We start from the raw sequence: 19899 nt of genomic DNA on the forward strand, positions 1-19899 counted from the left end.
CATAAAGAAGAATTCGTAAATTGTAATAAGAAATAAATAAATTTTGGTAAATAAATTAAAACTGGAAGAACTCAACAGAATTGATGTAGAAACTTTTAAAAAAGTTGAGAAAATTCCGTTGGTGGTTGTTTTAGATAATATCAGAAGTATGCACAATGTGGGTGCGACTTTCAGAACGGCAGATGCATTTTTGGTTCAGAAAATTATTCTATGCGGAATCACGCCGCAACCGCCACACCGCGAAATTCACAAAGCGGCTTTAGGCGCAACAGAAAGTGTAGACTGGTCGCACGAAGCAGATATTAATATCACCATCAATGATCTAAAAAGTCAGGGATTTGATATCGTGGGAATCGAACAGACCACCAACAGCATAATGATTACTGATTTTAAGATTGACAGCTCAAAAAAATATGCTGTGATTTTAGGAAACGAAGTAGAAGGAATCAGCGATGAAGCTTTGCAGAATATTGATTCTTTTATTGAAATTCCGCAGCTTGGAACGAAGCATTCTTTAAATGTAAGTGTATGCGGTGGAATTGTAATGTGGGAGTTTGCAAAAGCCCTGAAATAAAAAAACTGCGTCTGTCAAAAGACAGTGCAGTTTGAAATAAATCTAATAAAAAGTAAAAATGAAAGGCGACAAAGATACTTTAAATTTTTATACAAACAAATTTTTAAATCTTTTTTTTCGTTTTTCATGAAAATAACTTGATTTTTAGAGAAAGGTTTCGTTTAAAATTTTATAAATTAGCACAATGTTTATCAAGGACTATATCTCGAAAGATTTTCCGTGTTTTCATCTGACTGACTCTATCGAATCAGCTAGAGAAACCCTAGAAGCATTTGGATATACGCATATTTTCATCAAAAAATCTCACCACTTTTACGGAGCCATCGCCAAAGAATTTCTTTACGAGGAAGAAGGAACCCTGAAGAATCTCGAACATCAGATCGAGCGTTTTGCCATTCTTGAAGATAATAATATCATGGACAGCATCCGATTGTTTTATACATTCAATGCCAATGTGATCCCGGTAATCAATAAAAGTGAAAAATATCTGGGATATATCTGTTGTGATGATGTTTTTCAGACCTTTTCAAAATACCCTCTGTTTTCGGAAACCGGCGCAATCCTTACGATAGAAACTCCGGCAAGAAAATATTCTATGACCGAAATTGCCAACATCGTTGAGAGCAATAATTCTAAGTTTTATGGAGGATTTATCAGTTTCATGTCAGATGAGTTTATCCACATCACTATTAAAATCAGCAACGAAAACTTAGCTTCCATTGATGCTACTTTTGACCGTTATGATTACAGAATCGTAGAAAAATATTATTCTGATGAGAAAACAGACCTTTTCAAAGACCGTTTAGGTTTTTTACAAAAATTTATCGAAATATAATATGAAGGCAGCCATATATTCTCAGAAAAAAGATCTTGATACTTTTTTATATTTAAGCAAATTTATTTCTGAACTGGAAAGCAGAGGCGTAAAATCTGTTTTGTTTGGCGAAATGGCTGAAGCTCTTCAATTTTCAAAAATATTTGAGACTTTTAGCAATAAACAGGATCTCATCGACAAAGAAGTTGATCTTTTTTTCACATTTGGAGGCGACGGAACGATTGTCAACTCATTGACTTTCATTGAAGATCTTGAAATTCCCGTTGTAGGCGTCAACACCGGAAGACTTGGTTTTTTGGCAAGTTTTACCAAAGAAGAAGCCTTTAAAGAACTTGATTCTATTTTGAAAGGGGATGTGAAGACCAGCCGGAGATCAGTGATCGAAGTTGTTTCACCAAAATCTGACGAATTTTTCCCGTACGCTTTAAATGATGTGACGATTTCAAGAAAAGAAACCACCTCAATGGTGACGGTAGATTCTTATATCAATAATGAATTTCTGAATGTTTTCTGGGGTGACGGCGTGATTGTTTCTACACCCACAGGTTCTACGGCTTATTCTTTAAGCTGTGGAGGACCCATCATTTCTCCGAACAACGAAAACTTTGTCATCACACCGATTGCACCGCACAACCTGAATGTAAGACCTTTGGTTGTCAACGATAAAGTAGAAATTAAATTTAAAGTAGAAAGCCGAGTTCCACAGTATTCCCTTTCACTGGATTCAAGATTAATTCATATCGAAACGGATAAAGAAATTGTGATCAGAAGAGCAAGTTTCCAGCTGCTGTTGGTACAGCCAAATAATTTAAGTTTCTACGAAACCATCCGCCAAAAGCTACTTTGGGGACGAGATAAAAGAAATTAGTAATTTCTCAAAATTGATTATCTTTACAAGAATTTTCAAAAAACATCCTAATATAATAATAAAGTAAAACATGAGCAGAATTTTCCCGGCAGGAGTTGCCACAGGTCAGTTAGTTACAGATATTTTTCAGTATGCAAAAGAAAATAAATTTGCATTGCCTGCAGTGAACGTAATTGGTTCGAGCAACGTCAACGCAGTAATGGAAACTGCAGCAAAATTAAACTCACCTGTCATCATTCAGTTTTCTAACGGTAGAGCATCTTTCAACGCTGGAAAAGGACTAAGCAATGACGCTCAGAAATCAGCTATTTTAGGTGGTATCTCAGGAGCAAGACATATTCATACCCTTGCTGAAGCTTATGGAGCAACAGTAATTTTACATACCGATCATGCTGCAAAAAAATTGTTGCCTTGGATCGACGGCTTGATGGAAGCTAACGAAGAATTCTTCAAGCAGACAGGAAAATCTCTTTATTCTTCTCATATGCTTGACCTTTCTGAAGAATCTTTGGAAGAAAACCTTGAGATTTCCGCTGAATATTTTGAAAGAATGGCAAAAATGCAGATGACTTTAGAAGTTGAGATCGGGGTAACAGGAGGAGAAGAAGATGGTGTTGACAACTCTGATATCGACAATTCTAAATTATATACTCAACCTGAAGACGTAGCTTACACTTACGAAAAACTGAAAGCAATTTCTGACAATTTCACTATCGCAGCAGCTTTCGGAAATGTACACGGAGTTTACAAATCAGGAAACGTAGTTTTGACTCCAAAAATTCTGGATAATTCTCAGAAATTTGTTCAGGAGAAATTCGGGACTGCTGATAAGCCGATCAATTTCGTATTCCACGGTGGTTCAGGTTCTACTTTAGAAGAAATCAGAGAAGCGATTGATTATGGGGTAATTAAGATGAATATTGATACCGATCTTCAGTTCGCTTATACAGAGGGAATCAGAGATTACATGGTAGATAACGTAGAATATCTGAGAACTCAGATCGGAAATCCTGAAGGAGAAGAAAAGCCTAACAAAAAATTCTATGACCCAAGAGTTTGGGTAAGAAAAGGTGAAGAAACTTTCTCTAAAAGATTGGTAAGAGCATTTGAGGATTTAAATAACGTAAATACGCTTAAATAAATTATAAATTTCGGGTTATAGATTTTAAATTGTTTTAATCTAAAATCCGAAATCTAAAATCTAAAATTTCATAAATGGCATTCGACTGGTTTAAAAGAAAAGCACAAAATATTACCACTTCTACTGACGAGAAAAAAGATGTACCAAAAGGACTTTGGCATCAGACTCCGTCAGGAAAAGTTGTGGAACACGAAGAACTTAAGAAAAACAATTATGTTTCTCCTGAAGACGGATTTCATGTAAGGATTGGAAGTGCCGAATTTTTTGACATCCTTTTTGACGAAGGAAAATTCAAAGAGCTGGATGCGAATGTTGAAAGTATTGACATCCTTAGTTTTAAAGATACAAAATCGTACACAGACCGTCTGAAAGAGGTAAAAGCTAAAACAAAACTGACTGACTCTATCAGAAACGCAGTAGGAACCGTAAACGGAACCGAAATGGTAGTTTCCTGTATGGATTTTGCTTTCATCGGAGGATCTTTGGGTTCTGTGATGGGTGAAAAAATCAGAAGAGCGATTGATTACTGTATTGAAAAAAGACTTCCATACATGATTATTTGTCAATCCGGAGGCGCAAGAATGCAGGAAGCAACCTATTCTCTGATGCAGTTGGCAAAAGTTCAGGCAAAACTGGCTCAGCTTTCAGAAGCGGGGCTTTTATATATCGCTTATCTTTGTGACCCAACTTTTGGCGGAATTACTGCATCTTTTGCGATGACTGCAGACATCATCATGGCTGAACCAAAAGCTTTGATCGGATTTGCAGGACCAAGAGTGATCCGTGAAACCATCGGTAGAGATTTGCCGGAAGGTTTCCAGACATCAGAATTCCTTCAGGAAAAAGGTTTCGTAGATTTTATTGTGAAAAGAACTGAGATCAAAGAGATTGTTTCTAAAACAGTGAATCTATTGACCGTAAAAGCGTAAAATCTAAACTAAAAGCATACAATCTCTCTCTATTTCGGGAGAGATTTTTATTTTATGAGGACTTTCAAAGTAATTTTTAATACCATCAGAAGCATGAGTTTTAAGAAAATTCTTAAACTCTTATCTGCTGTTTTACCTCATCCTCTGTTTTCGGTATTAAGTTTCTATGCGACAGTAAAAGCTTTTTCTATCGCACAGAAATTATATCCGAAAACGGCATCCAAAAACGGTGAAGGTAATGCTTTCAGACATTCGCTTTGGTGTTGTCTGATCATGATGTATTGCTGTAAAATTTCCTCGCCCGAAAAAGCATTAGATTTCTGCAAAAAAATCACAGACCTTCATGAAGAATTGTTTCCCAATGAGCCTTTGGAAACCAAAATGGATCTTCACAACAATAAAATCGGGATGGATTATTTCATGGAACTTTTACCGGGAATTCATCGTCAGTTTTTTGAAAAAAACTTCTTTATTGAAGAATTGAAAAAGAAAACAGCCAATGCAAAGATTTTGAAGAACTTGGAGGATGATTTTGAAGGAGAGTTGGTTTATCTGGATGAAAAGTAACTTTTTTATTCGCATAGTTTGTCATTCTGCAGGAATCTCAGCACAATTTTCTTTTAAAGTAAACAGTCTAGATTCCTACGGAATGACAACATGATTGCTTATTCACTCTTCCTTTCTAAATTTTTGCAGTTTATAGTATTTTTTAACTAAGTTTAAACAATTAATTTAATCAAATGGTTCTCAGCAGAATTTGGTCGGCTTTCATTATCATCGCCATTGCCATTGCAAGTATAAAATACATTTCGTCAAGCCACTACAAAACTATTTTCAATGATATGGTTGTTGGAAAAGGTGGTGATACTGTGCAGATTGCAACACAAAAAACAAGCGCCCTCTCTCCTATTATCCGAGACAGTTTGATGAAAAAAAATGATTTTGCAGACAGTAGAATTCATTACAAAACCGATTCTTTAAAACAGAATGTAACGGTTTATCGTGTTCAGGAAGCAGACGGCGTAATTGGTACCTCAGAAACTGCCGTAAAAATATGTATCGGTTTGATCGGGATCATGACGCTCTTCATGGGATTCATGAGTATTGCAGAGAAAGCTGGCGGAATAAATTTACTCAGTCGATTTATTCAGCCTTTTTTCTCCAAGCTATTTCCTGAAATTCCTAAGAATCATCCTGCTTTCGGACATATGCTGATGAATTTCAGTGCCAATCTTTTGGGATTAGATAATGCGGCAACTCCGTTTGGTTTAAAAGCAATGGAGAGCTTACAGACCTTAAATCCGAATAAAGATACTGCGAGTAATTCTCAGATTATGTTTCTCTGTCTTCATGCAGGTGGTATGACTTTGATTCCCGTTTCTATTATTGCAATCAGAGCTTCAATGGGATCAAAAACACCGACCGACATTTTCCTTCCGTGTATGATTGCGACATTTGCGGCAACTTTAGCAGCCATGATTATCGTTTCGTTATATCAAAAAATCAATCTTTTAAAACCAATTGTTCTTGCATATGTAGGCGGAATTTCAGCATTGATTGCACTTCTGGTTGTTTATTTGGTTCAATTGAGTAAAAATGAACTCGATGATTTCAGTAAGGTTTTAAGTAACGGGTTGATTTTATTCATTTTCGTAGCGATTGTTCTTGGAGCGGTTTATAAAAAAATCAATGTTTTCGATGCGTTTATCGAAGGTGCAAAAGAAGGTTTCTGGACGTGTGTAAAAATTATTCCATATTTGGTTGGAATGCTGATCGCAATCTCTTTACTAAGAACTTCAGGAGTTTTTGATGTGATAATTGACGGGATGAAGTGGGTAGCTTATTCCGCAAATCTCGATGCACGTTTTGTAGACGGACTTCCAACCGCTTTAATCAAACCTTTATCCGGTTCAGGAGCAAGAGGAATGATGGTTGATACCATGGCGACTTTCGGCGCAGATAGTTTTCAAGGGAAATTGGCAGCCGTTCTTCAGGGAAGCTCAGATACGACGTTTTACGTGATTGCTATCTATTTCGGAGCTGTAGCCGTGAAGAATACGAGATACACGGTAATTGCCATGCTTTTGGCTGATTTGGTGGGTGTGATTACTGCAATTGGATTGGCATATTTGTTTTTTGCTTAAATTTAAAAATAAAAAAATATGATACACGATAAAGACTACATTCTTCGTATTGTAAAACAATTTTCTGAATTTCTTACTAAAAGAATTTTAGGTGAAAATGAAGAAAAAATTTCCGATCAGCAAAGAATTTTCGACACCAATATGAACGACACTTTTAAGATGAGTTTTGATGAACTTTCTTCAAAATCTGCTGAAGAAATTACACAATCAATTCATGAAAAAGAAAGCAATCATCATGTTCCGTATTTTGAACTTTTAGGTCATCTTTTTTATGCGAAAGCAAAGGAAACTGAAAACAAAGATTTTTCAGAAAAAGCCATCGTTTTTTATCAATTATACCTTCAAACCAGCGGAATTTTCGCACTTCCCATTATCAATAGAATCAATGAAATAAAAAAAGCACTTGAATAAAATAAAGTGCTTTTGTATTTTTAGAATGAAATTTTATAACTTCCGGTGGAAGAAACACTCGCTTTCTCCGCCTTTACATATTTCTTAACCCAAGAAACCGAGGTAGAAACCACACAAGGATCTGAAACTCCTCCTGATCGTCTTGCAGAAACCACATTTCCGGCTTTATCCACAGTATAGGAAATCGTAATTGATCCTCCTGCGGTACAGTTGTGACTTGGTTGCGCTCCGCCTCTTCCCATCGTTCCTGGAATGTAGCCTACCAATCTTCTGTCGATTCCTACTTTGCTGTCACCGTTTCCATCGCCGCCTAAAGGATCACCATCATTTCCAATTCCGTCACCTGTTCCCTGGCTTCCGGCTTTTGTTCCACGACCTTTAATTAAATTTCCGATTGCGGCAGTTCCTTTTCCGTCACCATTTCCTGTTTTTGAATTGGCGGTTGTGGCAGAACTTTTAGCTTTAGTTTTTGTAGTGGAACTTGCTGTTGATTTTTTATTCGTTTTTGAATCTTCCTTTTTTGGAGCCGTAACCTTAGAATTAGTTCCGGTAATAATTTTATCTTTTACCTCCGTTTTTTTGGTTTCAGGTTTTGGTTCCGGAGTAATGACTGTTTTTGGTTCAGAAACAATATTTTCTACAGGCTCCGGCGCGTTCTCTTCAGCTTTTGCAGCCAAACTTCCTTCCTGATTTGCGGGTTCTTCTATTCCTGCGCCGTTTCTGTTATCTCCAAAATTGACGAGCATTGTCGTTATTACTTCTGTATCTTTAGGACGCTCTGTAGGTTTCATTTTGTAGATGAAAACAAATAATAAAATAGCAGACCAGATCAAGATAGAAAGCACAGCACTTTTTACCTTATCTTTATTTTCATCACCCCTATTTATTGCGTAGCCTCTCATTTTTTTATTCTTTTACTGTTGCAATGGCAATATTCAGTTTATGCTTTTCTGCAATCTCCATTAAGAAAACCACATCTTTGTGCATTGTATTTTCGTCTGCTCTGATGGTAAATGACTTTGCAGATTTGCTGTTAAGATCACTTACAATCGTCTGCTCTACCAATTCTCTTGCAACCGGTTTATCATCAACATAATATGAACCGTCCGGTTTTACACTTACCGTCATCGGATTCGGGATATTATCTTCCACGCTTCCCGTCTGAGGAAGTTTCACATCAATCGCACTTTGGTTAGCTGCCGAAGAGGTGATCATAAAAAAGATCAGCATCAGCAAAATAACGTCTGTCATCGCTGCTAAGCTAAATTCCGGATGTGCTTTATTTCTTCTTTGAATTTTCATCTGTGAATATTACAAAGGTTTATTAATTAAATCTAAAAATTCTCCCGAAACATTCTGTGTTCTCAAAACGAACTTATCAATTCTTGTCAGCAAAATATTGTAGAAAAAGTTCGCCGGAATTGCTACTGCCAAACCAACTGCCGTTTGTCCTAATGCGGTATAAATACCTTCAGATAAAGTTTTTGGAGAAAAAGCACCTTCAGCATGTGATAAATCAAAGAAAGCAATGATCATCCCGATAACGGTTCCCAAAAGTCCTAACATCGGCGCAATACTTGGAACAACCGCCAAAAGATTCAGGTTTTTTTCCATGTTGGCAACCTCAATCTGAGCCTGAGACTCCATTGCGCTTACAATATCTGAAACCGGTCTTCCCAATCTTGAAATTCCTTTTTCTAAAATTCTTGATTCCGGAGAATTCTGAGTTTTGCAATAATCTGCTGCTGCTTCAATTTTCCCGTCTCTGATGAAGTCTTCGATATTATTCATGAAGTTCGAATCGGTCTTTGTCGTCATTCTTCTGATGTAGAAAAATCTTTCAAAGAAAAGATATACTGAGAAGACTCCTAAAGTCAGAACAGTTACCATTACTATTTTAGCAAAAGCACCTCCATGAAAGAGGATATCCCAAAATGAAAATTCAAGTTTGTCAGCAACCACAGTTGGCGCAGCAACTTGTGCAAATAAAATCTGAGTAAGTTCCGTTAGCAGCATTAATTTGTTTATTTATAATGGTTTTAAACGACAAAAATAAAGGAATATTATCAATACTTATCTTAAAATAAGCTTAAAAGTATGATTTCAAAACAAACATTCCGCATAAAACAGCAAATTTCTTTCCAAAAAATATATTTGAAAAGAAATTTGGTTACTATTTGGCTGACAATTAGTCTTCGTCTACAATAATTTCGTCCGGCGTAAACTCACACTTCAATCTGAAAGGAAGCGGATCATCTGATCCTGTATAGAAGTCGTCGATATTTCCTTTCCAGACAACCTGAAGCTCGTCTTGTTCATTTTTCTCAAAGCAAAGCTCGTTATCATATATAAAAGCATCTTCATCATCAAACAGGTTTACCTCTGTATACACTTCGTCATCAGAATCATTGATTTCAAATGTTTTTCCCTCGATTTCAGAAGAATCTATCGGAAATTCAATGATCTCCAGCGAAAGCTGTGGAAAATTGTATTGCAATGAATCATCATCTACATGATCTAAACCGTCATCCGTAATGATCTCTACTTCTAGAAAATGCTTTTGATTACTATAAACAGCCTTGCAGTAAGTGCTTTTTATATTGTACTTCAATGTTTCGTCCGGATGGTAAATTTTTAAAATCCCTTTCATTATTTCTTAAAAAAGAACTGTAATACTATGATTGTTAAACGCTTCACGCAAAGATAAAAAATTGTATGAATGTTTAAAATATTTTCAAAATTATTTTTTTATAAATAGCAATTCTTCAAATCGATCATGTGCTAATATTCTCTATTTTTGTGTTTTAAAGATTTCAAAATGAAAAACATCATATCAAAGGCCTTATTAGGATTAGGTTTAGCAGTAAGTCTGGCTTCATGCCGAAAAACTGACTCCCCTTTAACCAAAATCACTCCCACCAATCTTGATTCTATAGCTGCGAATTATTACGAGCAATATTTAAAGCTTTATCCTCTGGAAGCCACTTCGCAGGGAGATTTAAGATATAACGATCAATTACCGGTCAATATTGATAAAGATTTTATTTCCGGTGAAGTCGCGTTTTATCATTCTGTACAGAATCAGCTTGAAAATGTTGATTATAAAAGTCTTTCGGATGAAGATAAAGTGATCTTTGATGTTTTGGATTATACTTTAAAAGATAAAATAGAAGCCTACGAATATCATCCGGAATATATTCCATTCACACAGTTTGGTGGACTTCCGCTAAGTTTTCCATTATATGGAAGCGGAGAAGGAAGCCAGCCGTTTAATACCGAAAAAGACTATAATGACTGGTTGAAAAGAATGGAGAAATTTCCAGAATGGATGAATGCTGCGACAGAAAATTTCCGTGAAGGGATAACCGGTAAAATGGTTCTTCCCAAGAAACTCGTTCTGAAAATGATTCCTCAGATGAGAGCCGAAGAAATCATTACTCCAGATTTTGAAAAAAATATTTTCTCAGGTCCGGTAAAAAAATTCCCTAAAAATTTCACTACTGAACAAAAAGAAAAATTCACCAATCTTTACAAAGATGCGGTTGCCAAAAACATCATTCCGGCTTACACCAAAATGGGAGATTTTCTGGAGAAAGAATACTTGCCTAAATCCAGAGAAACAGACGGTTACAACCATCTCCCAAAAGGAGACAAAATCTACAAGTTTTACGCAAAAAGCTGGACAACCACCAACAAAACACCTGAAGAAATCAACAAAATCGGGCTGCAACAAGTTGCCATGCTACGTTCTGAAATGGAGAAAGTAAAACAGCAGGTTGGTTTTAACGGAACTCTTGAAGAATTCATAACTTCTGTAACAACAAATCAAAAAGCGATGCCTTATAAGACTTCAAAAGAAGTTTTAGATGGCTTTAACGGAATTTTAGCTAAAATAACGCCGAAGTTAAAAACCATGTTCAGTGTCACGCCGAAAACCAAATTTGAGATCAGACAAACCGAAAAATTCAGAGAGGCAAGTGCAAGTGCAGAATACATCCAGGGAACTCCTGACGGAAAAAGACCGGGAATTTTCTATATGCCAATTCCTGACCCCACAAAATTCAACGTCACTTCAGGCATGGAATCACTTTTCTTACATGAAGCCATTCCGGGACACCATTATCAGGTTTCTCTACAGCAGGAAAACACAAAGCTTCCAAAGTTTATGAGATTTGGCTGGTTTGGTGCTTATGGTGAAGGTTGGGCTCATTACTGTGAAACTTTGGGACCTGAATTTGGATTATACACAGATCCTTACCAAAAGATGGGATATTTAAGCGATCAAATGTTGAGAGCCGTTCGTTTGGTTGTCGACACCGGAATTCACACCGGACAAATGACACGTGAAGAAGCTATTAAATATTTCTTGAGCAACATCGCGTACGACGAAGCTGGCGCAACTGCAGAAGTGGAAAGATACATGGCAATGCCTGGACAGGCTTTGGGCTACAAAATCGGTTCATTGAGAATTCGTGAATTGAGAGAACAATATCAAAAACAGCTTGGAAATAAATTTAATCTTGCAAAATTTCATGATGAGCTTTTAAGTCAGGGTTGTCTTCCGCTGGATGTTTTGAATAGGAAGATGGAGCTTTGGGCGAAGAAGCAGAAGTAAAACCAATTTAAATAAAGAACAATACCAATTATTCATAATGATAATTTTTCATACTCCGTATTACTTTCTATTGATAACACTAAGTCCAGAGGATCTGGCTTTAGACTCAAATATAATGGTTATAATTTTTTAGTCTCAGCAAAACATGTCTTTTATGATGGAGATAATAAATTACATGGAGAAACCCTTATTATTAATTGCCCATCATCCCCATTAGGAAATGGAATTGTTATGTTTGAGGTTGATTTAAAAAAAGCAAAAATTTTTACATCTTTAAACTCTGATGTTTGTATAATTTTTTTAGCTAAGTATAACAATTTAAACAAAATTACACAACATTTAAAAGAGGAAAAAGGGGAACATAAACGTCCCACAACTCTAGAATTAGATAATGCAGTTATTATCACACAAGAGACAACAGAACACATAACTTCTGTAGACATAGAAGCTACTAGAAGATTAAACGAAATAGGAATTGCAAATGAAGTTTATTTAATGGGATATCCAACTTCATTAGGCTTAACTAATAGTAAATATTTTGACATTACTAAACCTCTTATCAGAAAAGGAATTGTTTCAGGAATAAATCTCAATGAAGAGACATTTATTATTGATTGTCCTTCTTATCAGGGGAATTCTGGTGGACCTATCGTTGAACAAGGAGAAGACGGTTATTTTAGAGTAATTGGTTTGGTATCAAAGTATATTCCTTATGAGACCATATGGTACAATAATCGTGAAAGAATAAAAAATACTGAGGTATCAAATTCTGGTTTTTCAGTTTGTATTCCTTTTGATAAAATTATTGAAGTAATAGACCTTAATATTAAAGCTTTAGTTTAAATTAAAAAAATGATGATAACAGAAAGTCTACAATCCCTTTACACAAGAGATTTAAACAAGTTAAAAACAGAAATAGAATCTTACCAAAATGAAGAATCTCTGTGGAAAGTTGATAAAAACATTTTAAATTCCGGAGGAAATCTTTGCCTTCATCTGGTGGGAAATCTTAAACATTTTTTTGGAGCAATCCTCGGAAATTCAGGATATATAAGAAATCGTGAAGAGGAGTTTTCATTAAAAAACATTCCAAGAACTGAACTGATTCAACAAATTGAAGAAACTTTAAATGTGGTTATTGCAACACTTAACCAACTTTCTGAAGAAGATTTAGGAAAAGAATATCCCGTTGAACCATTAGGATATACAATGACAACGGAATATTTTCTAATTCATTTATTTGGGCACTTGAGTTATCATTTAGGGCAGATTAATTATCATCGCAGATTGTTGGATAACTTTTAAAGTTTATTCTTTAACCTCCCGGTCAAAAATTCTTCGAATTTTCGCCACCCCTCCAAAGGAGGGGAATTTTACGGCTGCCCAAAATCTTTTTATTTCTCAAACAACATTTTCGTTATAAAATCTTTCTCACCCTTTCCTCTTGCGGGAGAATATTCTCGTCCGTAGAAAATAATCTGAAGGTGTAGTTTATTCCAGACCTCTTCTTTCCAAATATTTTTGGCGTCTTTCTCCGTTTCTACAACGTTTTTTCCGGAAGTTAACTTCCATTGCGTCATCAGTCTGTGAATGTGTGTATCGACCGGAAAAGCAGGAAATCCAAAACCCTGACTCATGACTACAGAAGCCGTCTTATGACCAACTCCGGGCAAAGCTTCCAGTTCTTCATAAGTTTGAGGTACTACTCCATCGTGTCTTTCCAAAAGAAGTTCTGCCATTCTCTTCAGGTTTTTGGCTTTGGTATTGGATAGTCCGATTTCTTTGATGAGTTCCTTAATCTGAAACTCTTCAAGTTTTGCCATTCTTTGCGGTGTTCCTGCTACAGCGAACAATTCTGGCGTCACCTGATTCACTTTTTTATCAGTCGTTTGTGCAGAAAGTGCCACTGCAACCATCAAAGTAAACGGATCTGTATGTTCTAAAGGAATAGGAACAGTAGGATATAATCTCTCTAATTCGTTCTGAATAAGCTCTGCTCTTTGCTTTTTTGTCATGTAACCATTAAATTTGAACAAAAATAAATCATTATGCTGAAAGTAGGAGACAAATTACCCAATTTTGAAGGAATCAATCAGGATGGAGAAACCGTAAATTCGGAAAAACTAATTGGAAATAAACTGGTTATTTTCTTTTATCCACAAGCCAATACTCCGACTTGTACGGTTGAAGCCTGTAATCTCAGCGATAATTATTCTCAACTGGAAAAAGCAGGCTTTCAGCTTTTGGGAATCAGCGGAGATTCTGTAAAGAAACAGAAGAATTTTCATAATAAATTTTCATTTCCTTACGACCTGATTGCTGATGAAAACCATGATATTATCGAGAAATTCGGGGTTTGGCAGGAGAAAAAAACGTTCGGAAAAACCTATATGGGAATTGTAAGAACAACATTTATTTTTGATGAAAAAGGAATCTGTACAAGAGTGATTGAGAAAGTAACTTCAAAAACAGCGGCTGAACAGATTTTGGAGGGTTAATTTAAATAGAAGAATTACATACAGTGTCTTGAGATCCTTTCAGAATGAACTAAGCTACACTTTGTTTGTCATTCCGGAGGAATCTGCACGAAGAATTTTACATTTACGATATTGCTTAAAAATGCGAGATTGAGCTCCTTCCAGCATGACAAACTTAATGCTTAAAAGAATTAGAACCTATAAAGACAGCCTAAAAAATCATTCAGTTTCATAATACATCAACTCTTCAGTTTCATTGGGAAGCGTGACGTATTTTTGGAATTTTAAACCTATTTTTTCGATTAATTTTTGAGAAGAAAAATTATCTTTTGTAGTAATTGCTGAGATTTTAGTCAACCCAAAATCATCCATCCCGATTGATTTTACTTTTTGAGCGGCTTCAAACATTAATCCTTTTCCTTCAAATCTTTCCAGAACAGAAAAACCAATGTCAGCGATATCCAAGCCTTCTCTTTCAAAGATTCCGACTCCGCCGATTTTCTGATTTCCTTCTTTTAAAACAATAAGATAATTTCCAAAACCTGATTTTTCAAACTGCGGAAGAAATTTAGATTTGATGTAATTTTCTGCATCAGAAAGAGAATTGATGTTTCGGTTGCCAATAAATCTGATGAATTTTGGCATATTGTAAAGCTCCAGAATAAGATCTGCATCATCTAAAGACATCGGACGGATAATCAGTCTTTCAGTTTCGTAACGCTTATCTTCTTTTTTTGACAGGTTTTTTCTTTGGCTCATCTTTCGGTTCTTCTTTCTTTTCGATTTTTAAAAGACGTGGATTATTCGGGCATTTTTTGGTGTACAATTCGATGTAAGTTCCATTTTCTTTCACATTAGAAATCTGCGATGAAGCTTTATTTACGGTAAGGGTAAAATGTTTTTTTTCGTACGGACATTCTTTTGAAGTGACTTTGCCTAAATCTAAATAGTAATTGGTTTTATCTTCATAATAGTTTCCGGCAACATTTACGAACTGCTCATCAATAAGATACCCTTCTAAAACAGCAGAAAGTGCCGCTTCTTCTGCATTGTCAACTTTTCCTATAAAATCTTTAAGCCCGGCAATTTCAGTAATGTAACTCACATTCCCTCCTTTAGAATATACGATATAATAAAAGCTGTCTTCTGTCGGAGTAATATTGAAGCCGGAAGACTGCGGGACATAATCTTTTTTTGCTCCCGAAGTTCTTATTTCTTCATTTTTACCATAATTATTCTGAACGAGAACCCAAAAATCAATTCTGTCGTTAGGAATAATTCTGGTCAGAACATTTTGAGTATTAAAGAACTTCTTTTTTTCTTGCGAAAAAACAAAAGCACCTACTAAAAAGAATAAAATAAAGCTGAACTTTTTTGTACTTTTTATCATAAACAAAATGCGGCAGAAACTATGCCAGTTTTTACATGAATTTATCTCCTTTTTTAAGGCTTTTGAGATCCAGAACGTAATCTTTGATCAGCTGATCATGCTCTCTCGGACAGATCAGAAGCACTTTTTCGGTATCTACCACGATGTAATCTTTTAAACCGTCTATAACAATCGCTTTATTATTATTTTTGACATGAATGATATTTCCTTCCGATTGATAGGTAAGAACATTCTTTATATTGATTGAATTATCATTTTCGTCTTTTTCGCTGTTTTCGAAAACTGAAGTCCATGTCCCGAGATCACTCCAGCCTAAATCTGCAGGAATCACATAAACATTTTTAGCTTTTTCTAAAATCCCGTTATCGATTGATATTTTCTGAACTTTAGGATAAATAAGCTCGATACAGCTTTTTTCGCTATCGGCATTATATTCACACGCTTTAAAATGCTGGGTCATCTCAGGAAGATACATTTCAAATGCATTGTGGATAGATTTTACATTCCATATAAAAATACCTGCATTCCACAAAAAATCTCCACTCTCAAGAAAGCTCTTGGCAATTTCAAGAATTGGTTTTTCCGTGAAGGTTTTAACTTTGAAGTAGTCTGAATCTTTTTTGTCAACAAACTGAATGTATCCATACCCCGTATCTGGTCTTGTCGGCGTAATGCCCAGTGTAACCAGATAATCGTGAGCTGAAGCCTGCTCGTACGCCAATTCTAATTTTTCCAGAAAGACATCTTCTTTTAAAATCAAATGATCTGCCGGCAAAACGACCATTGTAGCATCAGGATTGATCTCTGCAATTTTGTTTGCCATATAGAGATTACAGGCAGCAGTATTTTTCATCATAGGTTCCCCAACAATATTTTCTTGCGGAATCTCGGGCAACTGCTGATGAGAAAGGCTTACATATTCTGTGTTGGTGATTACAAATATATTTTCGTCAGGAATCATTTTACTTATTCTGTCATAAGTCTGCTGAATCATCGTTCTGCCTGTTCCTAATATATCCTGAAACTGTTTTGGGAATTTCTGTGTGCTCAAAGGCCAGAATCTGCTACCGATTCCTCCCGCCATAATCACACAGTATTTATCTGATTTTGACATATTTAACTGCATTTTTTCACTCTCGCCAAAGGTTTGAAAGAATACTTTCTTCCTGTAGCCAGATTCAGACAAAGATAGTTTTTTTTAATCAGACCTTCCAACAAATACTTTTCATTCCTGTAGATGAAGCGGTCGCCTTTAACCAGATTTTCTACATAGATTTCATCATCTTCATGATTTTCAATATGAAAATATTTTACCAAATCCGGAGAAGCCATGAAATTGGCTTTTGGAGACTTTGAAAATTTAATGATAATCGGCTTCAAATCATCTTCGTATACTCCGATACTTTCCAAAAGCATTCTTCTGAAAGTTTCTTTCCACTCGATTCCGTGAGGTAAAATTCTTCTTCCGAATTTTTCAAAAGCAATCAAATGCGCCAGCTCATGCGTAAGGACAAAGAAAAAAAGTTGCGGCTGTAATGTCGAGTTTATTGTTATTTCATGCGAAAGATCCCGAAGTTTTCTGTAATCTCCAAGCTTAGAATTTCGGTTTCTTGTAATTTTAATATGAATAGAATGATCCGAAAACCAATTTCTTAAATGATCTAGTGTATTTTTGGGTAAATATTTTTCTAAAGACTGAATAGACATTTTACAAACTTAGTGGAATTCCTGCATAGAAATTCAATAATTTCAGACTGAAAAGATAATTATATTTTGCCTGTTCTACCGAACCTTGTGCATTCGCATAGTTATTTCGGGCAATATTCAGATCATAAATTGTTCCTCTTCCTGCGGCGTAGCTTTTATCTGCAAATTCCATTGCCAGTTTTGTGCTTTTTTCGGCTTCAACTGCCGCTAAATAAACTTCATAATTGGCATCAACATCAAACTGCGCCTTCTGAACATTTTGTTTCACCGCCTGTTTTTGTTGGTCTAACGTGTTTTTAGCAATACTCTCATTGATTTTTGACTGTTCCACCTGAAGTTTGGTAATTCCTTTGTTAAAAATCGGAATGTTTACTGAAACACCACCTTGCTGACCAAAATTATCTTTGTACTGACGGAAAAAATTGGGTTCTGTTGTTGCATTTCCAAACTGATCATATCCTGAAAAGCTTGTATTCAATAAGTTATTATAAAAACTTCCGATACCTAAACTTGCTGTGATCGTTGGCCAAAATGCGGTGCGGGTAACTTCTGTTTGTGCTACAGCAGATTTTATTCTGCTTTCTGCTGCTTTTATTTGTGGCTGACTATCGTAAGCGGTGTTTAAAACCTCATCAACAGAAATCAGTTGCGGACTCAGTTGCTCACCAATTTCTACATTTTCTACATCAAAATCTTTGTAATCCTGTAATTGTAAAAGTTGCGCCAGTGCAAAAAGGCTTCTGCCAACATTGATTTCGGCAGTTTTCAGGTTTTGTTTTTCTCTTGCCCAGGCTGCTTCGGCTTCTGCAACAATGGTCTGAGCTGTAGTTCCAACCTCTGTAGTGATTTTTGCTCTGTCAAACTGTTTTTTTGCATTCTCAGTGGCACTTTGAGAAATTTTTACGATCTCTTTATTAAGTAAAGTTGTCAGATATTGCTGAGCAATCTGAAGAGAAATATCATTTTTTATGGTTTCAATATCATACTGACTTGCTTCTACATCAAACTGTGTTTTTCTGACCGTTTTCTCTAGTCTTCCGTTGTTGTAAATTAAAATATCTGCCGAAACATTTGCGTTATTGCTGAATCTGTCGTTTCTGATACTTCCCGTTCCTAAAGAAGCCTGCCCGAAGCTTACACTGTTTCCTATATTTGCAGATACAGAGGGAAGATAATTTTTTTGAGCAATTTTCAGATTGACATCCTGAATTTGTTTTGAATATTGATTTTGAATCACCTGAAGATTATGTTCTACTGCGTAGTCTACACATTCTCTCAAAGACCACTTCTTCTGAGCACTTAAACCGAGACCAGATAATCCTAAAATAATTATCAAAACTTTTTTCATTATAGCTTTTTCTCCATTAGACGTTGAGATTTCAAAAAAGTTACAATTTTGAAAAATTATTGTTTCATTTTAATGAAAGTTTTGGGAATTTTGCATCATGACAAACGAAGAATATCAGGAAGCTGTCGATTGGCTTTTCGTTCAGGCTCCGAATTATCAGATTGACGGCGAGAAAGCCTACAAGCCAGGTCTTGATAACATAATAAAGCTCTGTGAATTCTTTGGCAATCCGCAGGAAAAAATAAAATGTATCCATATCGGCGGAACCAACGGAAAAGGCTCTACAAGCAATATGCTGGCTTCTGTTCTTCAGGAAGCAGGTTATAAGATTGGTTTGTACAACTCTCCGCATTTGATTGATTTTACGGAACGAATCAAAATTAATGGTGAAAATTGCGATAAAAAATTTGTTTTTCATTTTATTCAAAAGCTTAAAACACTTCCGGAAGACATTTTGCCATCTTTCTTTGAATTTACAACGATTATGGCGTTTGAATATTTTTATCAGAAAAAAGTAGACTTTGCCATTATAGAAGTCGGCTTGGGAGGAAGGCTAGACTCTACGAATATCATTAAACCATTGGTTTCTGCAATCACCAATGCTCAGCTTGATCATCAGAATATTTTAGGAAATACGATTGAAGAAATTGCTTTTGAGAAAGCAGGAATCATTAAAGGTAATGTTCCTGTCATTTCAGGAGATGATAACGTAGCTGTGAAAAATATTATTAAAGCTAAAGCTGAAAAAGAAAACACCTTATTCATTGATGCAACTCAAATAAAATCAGATTTAGAATCAGATTTAAAAGGAAACTATCAGGAAAAGAATATTCGTGTTGTCGTGGGTTTAGTTGAAGAATTAAAAAAATTAGATCTGAAAATTTCTGATAGAGATTTAAAAAAAGGGTTATTGCATGTCCATCAGAATACCGGATTTATTGGTCGTTGGTTTGAATTTTCACAAAACCCACAGGTAATTTGTGATACTGCCCACAACCAAGCCGGATTAGAATATGTTTTTTCACAATTAAATTCAATTCCAAAGCACAAGCATATCGTATTAGGTTTCGTGAATGACAAAAAAATTGACGACGTAATGGCTCTACTCCCTGAAAATTCTGAGTTTTATTTTGCAAAGCCTTCTATAAACAGAGGTCGTCACCCAGAAGAATATGAAGATCTACTGCTCGATGAAAAAATAATTTATAAAATTTTCGATTCTGTACAAGAAGCCTATCTTTCTGCTAAACAACATGCTACGCCGGAAGAAATGATTTTTATCGGTGGAAGCAACTTTGTGGTCGGAGAATTTTTAGCAAAAAACTTGACTGATAAAGAATAAGTGTGTATATTTGCACCACTCAAAACGAGAAATCGTCTAGGGCTCTTAGCTCAGTTGGTTCAGAGCATCTGGTTTACACCCAGAGGGTCGGGGGTTCGAATCCCTCAGGGCCCACAAA

At 35.7% G+C, this 19899-nt stretch carries 23 protein-coding genes and 1 tRNA gene; 14 read left to right on the forward strand and 10 right to left on the reverse strand.

Going from position 1 to position 19899, the window contains the following annotated elements; all coding sequences use genetic code 11:
• The first annotated feature begins 43 nt into the window (after positions 1 to 43).
• The 8 genes from AC4FQ5_RS03455 (at position 44) to AC4FQ5_RS03490 (ending at position 6902) form a co-directional block, all read left to right on the forward strand.
• Positions 44 to 574: an RNA methyltransferase gene (locus tag AC4FQ5_RS03455; protein WP_491141105.1), complete on the forward strand. Its 531-nt coding sequence runs from the start codon at positions 44 to 46 to the stop codon at positions 572 to 574.
• 184 nt (positions 575 to 758) lie between these two features.
• Positions 759 to 1409 (forward strand): CBS domain-containing protein, encoded by a 651-nt coding sequence (locus AC4FQ5_RS03460; RefSeq protein ID WP_491141106.1) that lies wholly within the window; start codon positions 759 to 761, stop codon positions 1407 to 1409.
• A 1-nt stretch (position 1410) separates the two neighbouring features.
• The gene (locus AC4FQ5_RS03465) at positions 1411 to 2277 is read left to right on the forward strand and encodes an NAD kinase (RefSeq protein WP_491141107.1); all 867 of its coding nucleotides are present in this window, start codon (positions 1411 to 1413) and stop codon (positions 2275 to 2277) included.
• A gap of 70 nt (positions 2278 to 2347) precedes the next feature.
• Positions 2348 to 3418 (forward strand): class II fructose-bisphosphate aldolase, encoded by a 1071-nt coding sequence (gene fbaA / locus AC4FQ5_RS03470; RefSeq protein ID WP_491141108.1) that lies wholly within the window; start codon positions 2348 to 2350, stop codon positions 3416 to 3418.
• Positions 3419 to 3492: 74 nt separating this feature from the next.
• Complete coding sequence (gene accD, locus AC4FQ5_RS03475) at positions 3493 to 4347, forward strand: acetyl-CoA carboxylase, carboxyltransferase subunit beta (RefSeq protein WP_491141109.1); 855 nt, start codon at positions 3493 to 3495, stop codon at positions 4345 to 4347.
• Between the two features lie 54 nt (positions 4348 to 4401).
• On the forward strand, positions 4402 to 4914 hold the full coding sequence (locus AC4FQ5_RS03480; protein ID WP_491141110.1) for a DUF6973 domain-containing protein: 513 nt from the start codon (positions 4402 to 4404) through the stop codon (positions 4912 to 4914).
• 173 nt (positions 4915 to 5087) lie between these two features.
• On the forward strand, positions 5088 to 6491 hold the full coding sequence (locus AC4FQ5_RS03485; RefSeq protein ID WP_491141111.1) for a nucleoside recognition domain-containing protein: 1404 nt from the start codon (positions 5088 to 5090) through the stop codon (positions 6489 to 6491).
• Positions 6492 to 6509: 18 nt separating this feature from the next.
• The gene (locus AC4FQ5_RS03490) at positions 6510 to 6902 is read left to right on the forward strand and encodes a hypothetical protein (RefSeq protein WP_491141112.1); all 393 of its coding nucleotides are present in this window, start codon (positions 6510 to 6512) and stop codon (positions 6900 to 6902) included.
• 20 nt (positions 6903 to 6922) lie between these two features.
• Here AC4FQ5_RS03490 and AC4FQ5_RS03495 read toward each other — a convergent pair whose 3' ends face one another.
• The 4 genes from AC4FQ5_RS03495 to AC4FQ5_RS03510 all read right to left on the reverse strand — a co-directional run bounded on the left by AC4FQ5_RS03495 (position 6923) and on the right by AC4FQ5_RS03510 (position 9552).
• Positions 6923 to 7804: a ferric siderophore ABC transporter substrate-binding protein gene (locus AC4FQ5_RS03495; protein ID WP_491141113.1), complete on the reverse strand. Its 882-nt coding sequence runs from the start codon at positions 7802 to 7804 to the stop codon at positions 6923 to 6925.
• Positions 7805 to 7808: 4 nt separating this feature from the next.
• Positions 7809 to 8204 (reverse strand): ExbD/TolR family protein, encoded by a 396-nt coding sequence (locus AC4FQ5_RS03500; RefSeq protein WP_491141114.1) that lies wholly within the window; start codon positions 8202 to 8204, stop codon positions 7809 to 7811.
• A 9-nt stretch (positions 8205 to 8213) separates the two neighbouring features.
• A complete protein-coding gene (locus tag AC4FQ5_RS03505; protein WP_491141115.1) occupies positions 8214 to 8918 on the reverse strand; it encodes a MotA/TolQ/ExbB proton channel family protein in 705 nt (234 codons plus the stop codon).
• Between the two features lie 172 nt (positions 8919 to 9090).
• Complete coding sequence (locus AC4FQ5_RS03510) at positions 9091 to 9552, reverse strand: hypothetical protein (RefSeq protein ID WP_491141116.1); 462 nt, start codon at positions 9550 to 9552, stop codon at positions 9091 to 9093.
• Positions 9553 to 9720: 168 nt separating this feature from the next.
• Between AC4FQ5_RS03510 and AC4FQ5_RS03515 the strand changes: the two genes are divergently transcribed.
• The 3 genes from AC4FQ5_RS03515 (at position 9721) to AC4FQ5_RS03525 (ending at position 12822) form a co-directional block, all read left to right on the forward strand.
• The gene (locus tag AC4FQ5_RS03515; protein ID WP_491141117.1) at positions 9721 to 11517 is read left to right on the forward strand and encodes a DUF885 domain-containing protein; all 1797 of its coding nucleotides are present in this window, start codon (positions 9721 to 9723) and stop codon (positions 11515 to 11517) included.
• Positions 11518 to 11748: 231 nt separating this feature from the next.
• Positions 11749 to 12360 (forward strand): S1 family serine peptidase, encoded by a 612-nt coding sequence (locus AC4FQ5_RS03520; protein WP_491141118.1) that lies wholly within the window; start codon positions 11749 to 11751, stop codon positions 12358 to 12360.
• A 12-nt stretch (positions 12361 to 12372) separates the two neighbouring features.
• The gene (locus tag AC4FQ5_RS03525; RefSeq protein ID WP_491141361.1) at positions 12373 to 12822 is read left to right on the forward strand and encodes a DinB family protein; all 450 of its coding nucleotides are present in this window, start codon (positions 12373 to 12375) and stop codon (positions 12820 to 12822) included.
• A gap of 89 nt (positions 12823 to 12911) precedes the next feature.
• Here AC4FQ5_RS03525 and AC4FQ5_RS03530 read toward each other — a convergent pair whose 3' ends face one another.
• Positions 12912 to 13532, reverse strand: coding sequence for an endonuclease III domain-containing protein (locus tag AC4FQ5_RS03530; protein WP_491141119.1), 621 nt, complete (start codon positions 13530 to 13532; stop codon positions 12912 to 12914).
• A 33-nt stretch (positions 13533 to 13565) separates the two neighbouring features.
• Between AC4FQ5_RS03530 and bcp the strand changes: the two genes are divergently transcribed.
• Entirely contained in the window at positions 13566 to 14015 is a 450-nt protein-coding gene (gene bcp, locus AC4FQ5_RS03535) for a thioredoxin-dependent thiol peroxidase (RefSeq protein WP_491141120.1), read from the forward strand.
• Between the two features lie 198 nt (positions 14016 to 14213).
• Here the strand turns inward: bcp and AC4FQ5_RS03540 are convergent, their stop codons facing one another.
• Genes AC4FQ5_RS03540 through AC4FQ5_RS03560 form a run of 5 tightly spaced genes read right to left on the reverse strand, consistent with a single transcriptional unit; the run spans position 14214 to position 18439 of the window.
• Positions 14214 to 14753, reverse strand: a complete 540-nt coding sequence (locus AC4FQ5_RS03540; protein WP_491141121.1) for a GNAT family N-acetyltransferase — start codon at positions 14751 to 14753, stop codon at positions 14214 to 14216.
• Entirely contained in the window at positions 14716 to 15384 is a 669-nt protein-coding gene (locus AC4FQ5_RS03545; protein WP_491141122.1) for a hypothetical protein, read from the reverse strand. Before AC4FQ5_RS03545 ends, AC4FQ5_RS03540 begins: the two co-directional genes overlap by 38 nt.
• A 31-nt stretch (positions 15385 to 15415) precedes the next feature.
• Positions 15416 to 16498 (reverse strand): mannose-1-phosphate guanylyltransferase, encoded by a 1083-nt coding sequence (locus AC4FQ5_RS03550; RefSeq protein WP_491141123.1) that lies wholly within the window; start codon positions 16496 to 16498, stop codon positions 15416 to 15418.
• A gap of 2 nt (positions 16499 to 16500) precedes the next feature.
• Positions 16501 to 17091 carry a SprT-like domain-containing protein gene (locus AC4FQ5_RS03555; protein WP_491141124.1) on the reverse strand — a complete coding sequence of 197 codons (591 nt, stop codon included), beginning with the start codon at positions 17089 to 17091 and terminating at the stop codon, positions 16501 to 16503.
• Position 17092: 1 nt separating this feature from the next.
• Positions 17093 to 18439, reverse strand: a complete 1347-nt coding sequence (locus AC4FQ5_RS03560) for a TolC family protein (RefSeq protein WP_491141125.1) — start codon at positions 18437 to 18439, stop codon at positions 17093 to 17095.
• A 97-nt stretch (positions 18440 to 18536) separates the two neighbouring features.
• On the opposite strand from AC4FQ5_RS03560, the gene AC4FQ5_RS03565 reads away from it, so the two are divergent.
• Positions 18537 to 19781: a bifunctional folylpolyglutamate synthase/dihydrofolate synthase gene (locus tag AC4FQ5_RS03565; RefSeq protein WP_491141126.1), complete on the forward strand. Its 1245-nt coding sequence runs from the start codon at positions 18537 to 18539 to the stop codon at positions 19779 to 19781.
• 39 nt (positions 19782 to 19820) lie between these two features.
• Positions 19821 to 19895 (forward strand) — tRNA-Val (locus AC4FQ5_RS03570).
• Positions 19896 to 19899: the final 4 nt, after the last annotated feature.

This window comes from Chryseobacterium sp. DT-167, from assembly GCF_058310155.1.

Excerpts from the sequence above, each read along its gene's own strand:
- fbaA (WP_491141108.1), top strand. The coding sequence starts at position 2,348 with ATGAGCAGAATTTTCCCGGCAGGAGTTGCCACAGGTCAGTTAGTTACA.
- AC4FQ5_RS03500 (WP_491141114.1), bottom strand. The coding sequence starts at position 8,204 with ATGAAAATTCAAAGAAGAAATAAAGCACATCCGGAATTTAGCTTAGCA.
- AC4FQ5_RS03520 (WP_491141118.1), top strand. The coding sequence starts at position 11,749 with ATGTTTGAGGTTGATTTAAAAAAAGCAAAAATTTTTACATCTTTAAAC.
- AC4FQ5_RS03460 (WP_491141106.1), top strand. The coding sequence starts at position 759 with ATGTTTATCAAGGACTATATCTCGAAAGATTTTCCGTGTTTTCATCTG.
- AC4FQ5_RS03515 (WP_491141117.1), top strand. The coding sequence starts at position 9,721 with ATGAAAAACATCATATCAAAGGCCTTATTAGGATTAGGTTTAGCAGTA.
- AC4FQ5_RS03530 (WP_491141119.1), bottom strand. The coding sequence starts at position 13,532 with ATGACAAAAAAGCAAAGAGCAGAGCTTATTCAGAACGAATTAGAGAGA.
- AC4FQ5_RS03540 (WP_491141121.1), bottom strand. The coding sequence starts at position 14,753 with ATGAGCCAAAGAAAAAACCTGTCAAAAAAAGAAGATAAGCGTTACGAA.
- AC4FQ5_RS03465 (WP_491141107.1), top strand. The coding sequence starts at position 1,411 with ATGAAGGCAGCCATATATTCTCAGAAAAAAGATCTTGATACTTTTTTA.
- AC4FQ5_RS03485 (WP_491141111.1), top strand. The coding sequence starts at position 5,088 with ATGGTTCTCAGCAGAATTTGGTCGGCTTTCATTATCATCGCCATTGCC.
- AC4FQ5_RS03510 (WP_491141116.1), bottom strand. The coding sequence starts at position 9,552 with ATGAAAGGGATTTTAAAAATTTACCATCCGGACGAAACATTGAAGTAC.
- AC4FQ5_RS03555 (WP_491141124.1), bottom strand. The coding sequence starts at position 17,091 with ATGTCTATTCAGTCTTTAGAAAAATATTTACCCAAAAATACACTAGAT.
- AC4FQ5_RS03550 (WP_491141123.1), bottom strand. The coding sequence starts at position 16,498 with ATGTCAAAATCAGATAAATACTGTGTGATTATGGCGGGAGGAATCGGT.
- AC4FQ5_RS03545 (WP_491141122.1), bottom strand. The coding sequence starts at position 15,384 with ATGATAAAAAGTACAAAAAAGTTCAGCTTTATTTTATTCTTTTTAGTA.
- AC4FQ5_RS03495 (WP_491141113.1), bottom strand. The coding sequence starts at position 7,804 with ATGAGAGGCTACGCAATAAATAGGGGTGATGAAAATAAAGATAAGGTA.
- AC4FQ5_RS03480 (WP_491141110.1), top strand. The coding sequence starts at position 4,402 with ATGAGGACTTTCAAAGTAATTTTTAATACCATCAGAAGCATGAGTTTT.
- AC4FQ5_RS03525 (WP_491141361.1), top strand. The coding sequence starts at position 12,373 with ATGATAACAGAAAGTCTACAATCCCTTTACACAAGAGATTTAAACAAG.
- bcp (WP_491141120.1), top strand. The coding sequence starts at position 13,566 with ATGCTGAAAGTAGGAGACAAATTACCCAATTTTGAAGGAATCAATCAG.
- AC4FQ5_RS03560 (WP_491141125.1), bottom strand. The coding sequence starts at position 18,439 with ATGAAAAAAGTTTTGATAATTATTTTAGGATTATCTGGTCTCGGTTTA.
- AC4FQ5_RS03565 (WP_491141126.1), top strand. The coding sequence starts at position 18,537 with ATGACAAACGAAGAATATCAGGAAGCTGTCGATTGGCTTTTCGTTCAG.
- AC4FQ5_RS03505 (WP_491141115.1), bottom strand. The coding sequence starts at position 8,918 with ATGCTGCTAACGGAACTTACTCAGATTTTATTTGCACAAGTTGCTGCG.
- AC4FQ5_RS03490 (WP_491141112.1), top strand. The coding sequence starts at position 6,510 with ATGATACACGATAAAGACTACATTCTTCGTATTGTAAAACAATTTTCT.
- accD (WP_491141109.1), top strand. The coding sequence starts at position 3,493 with ATGGCATTCGACTGGTTTAAAAGAAAAGCACAAAATATTACCACTTCT.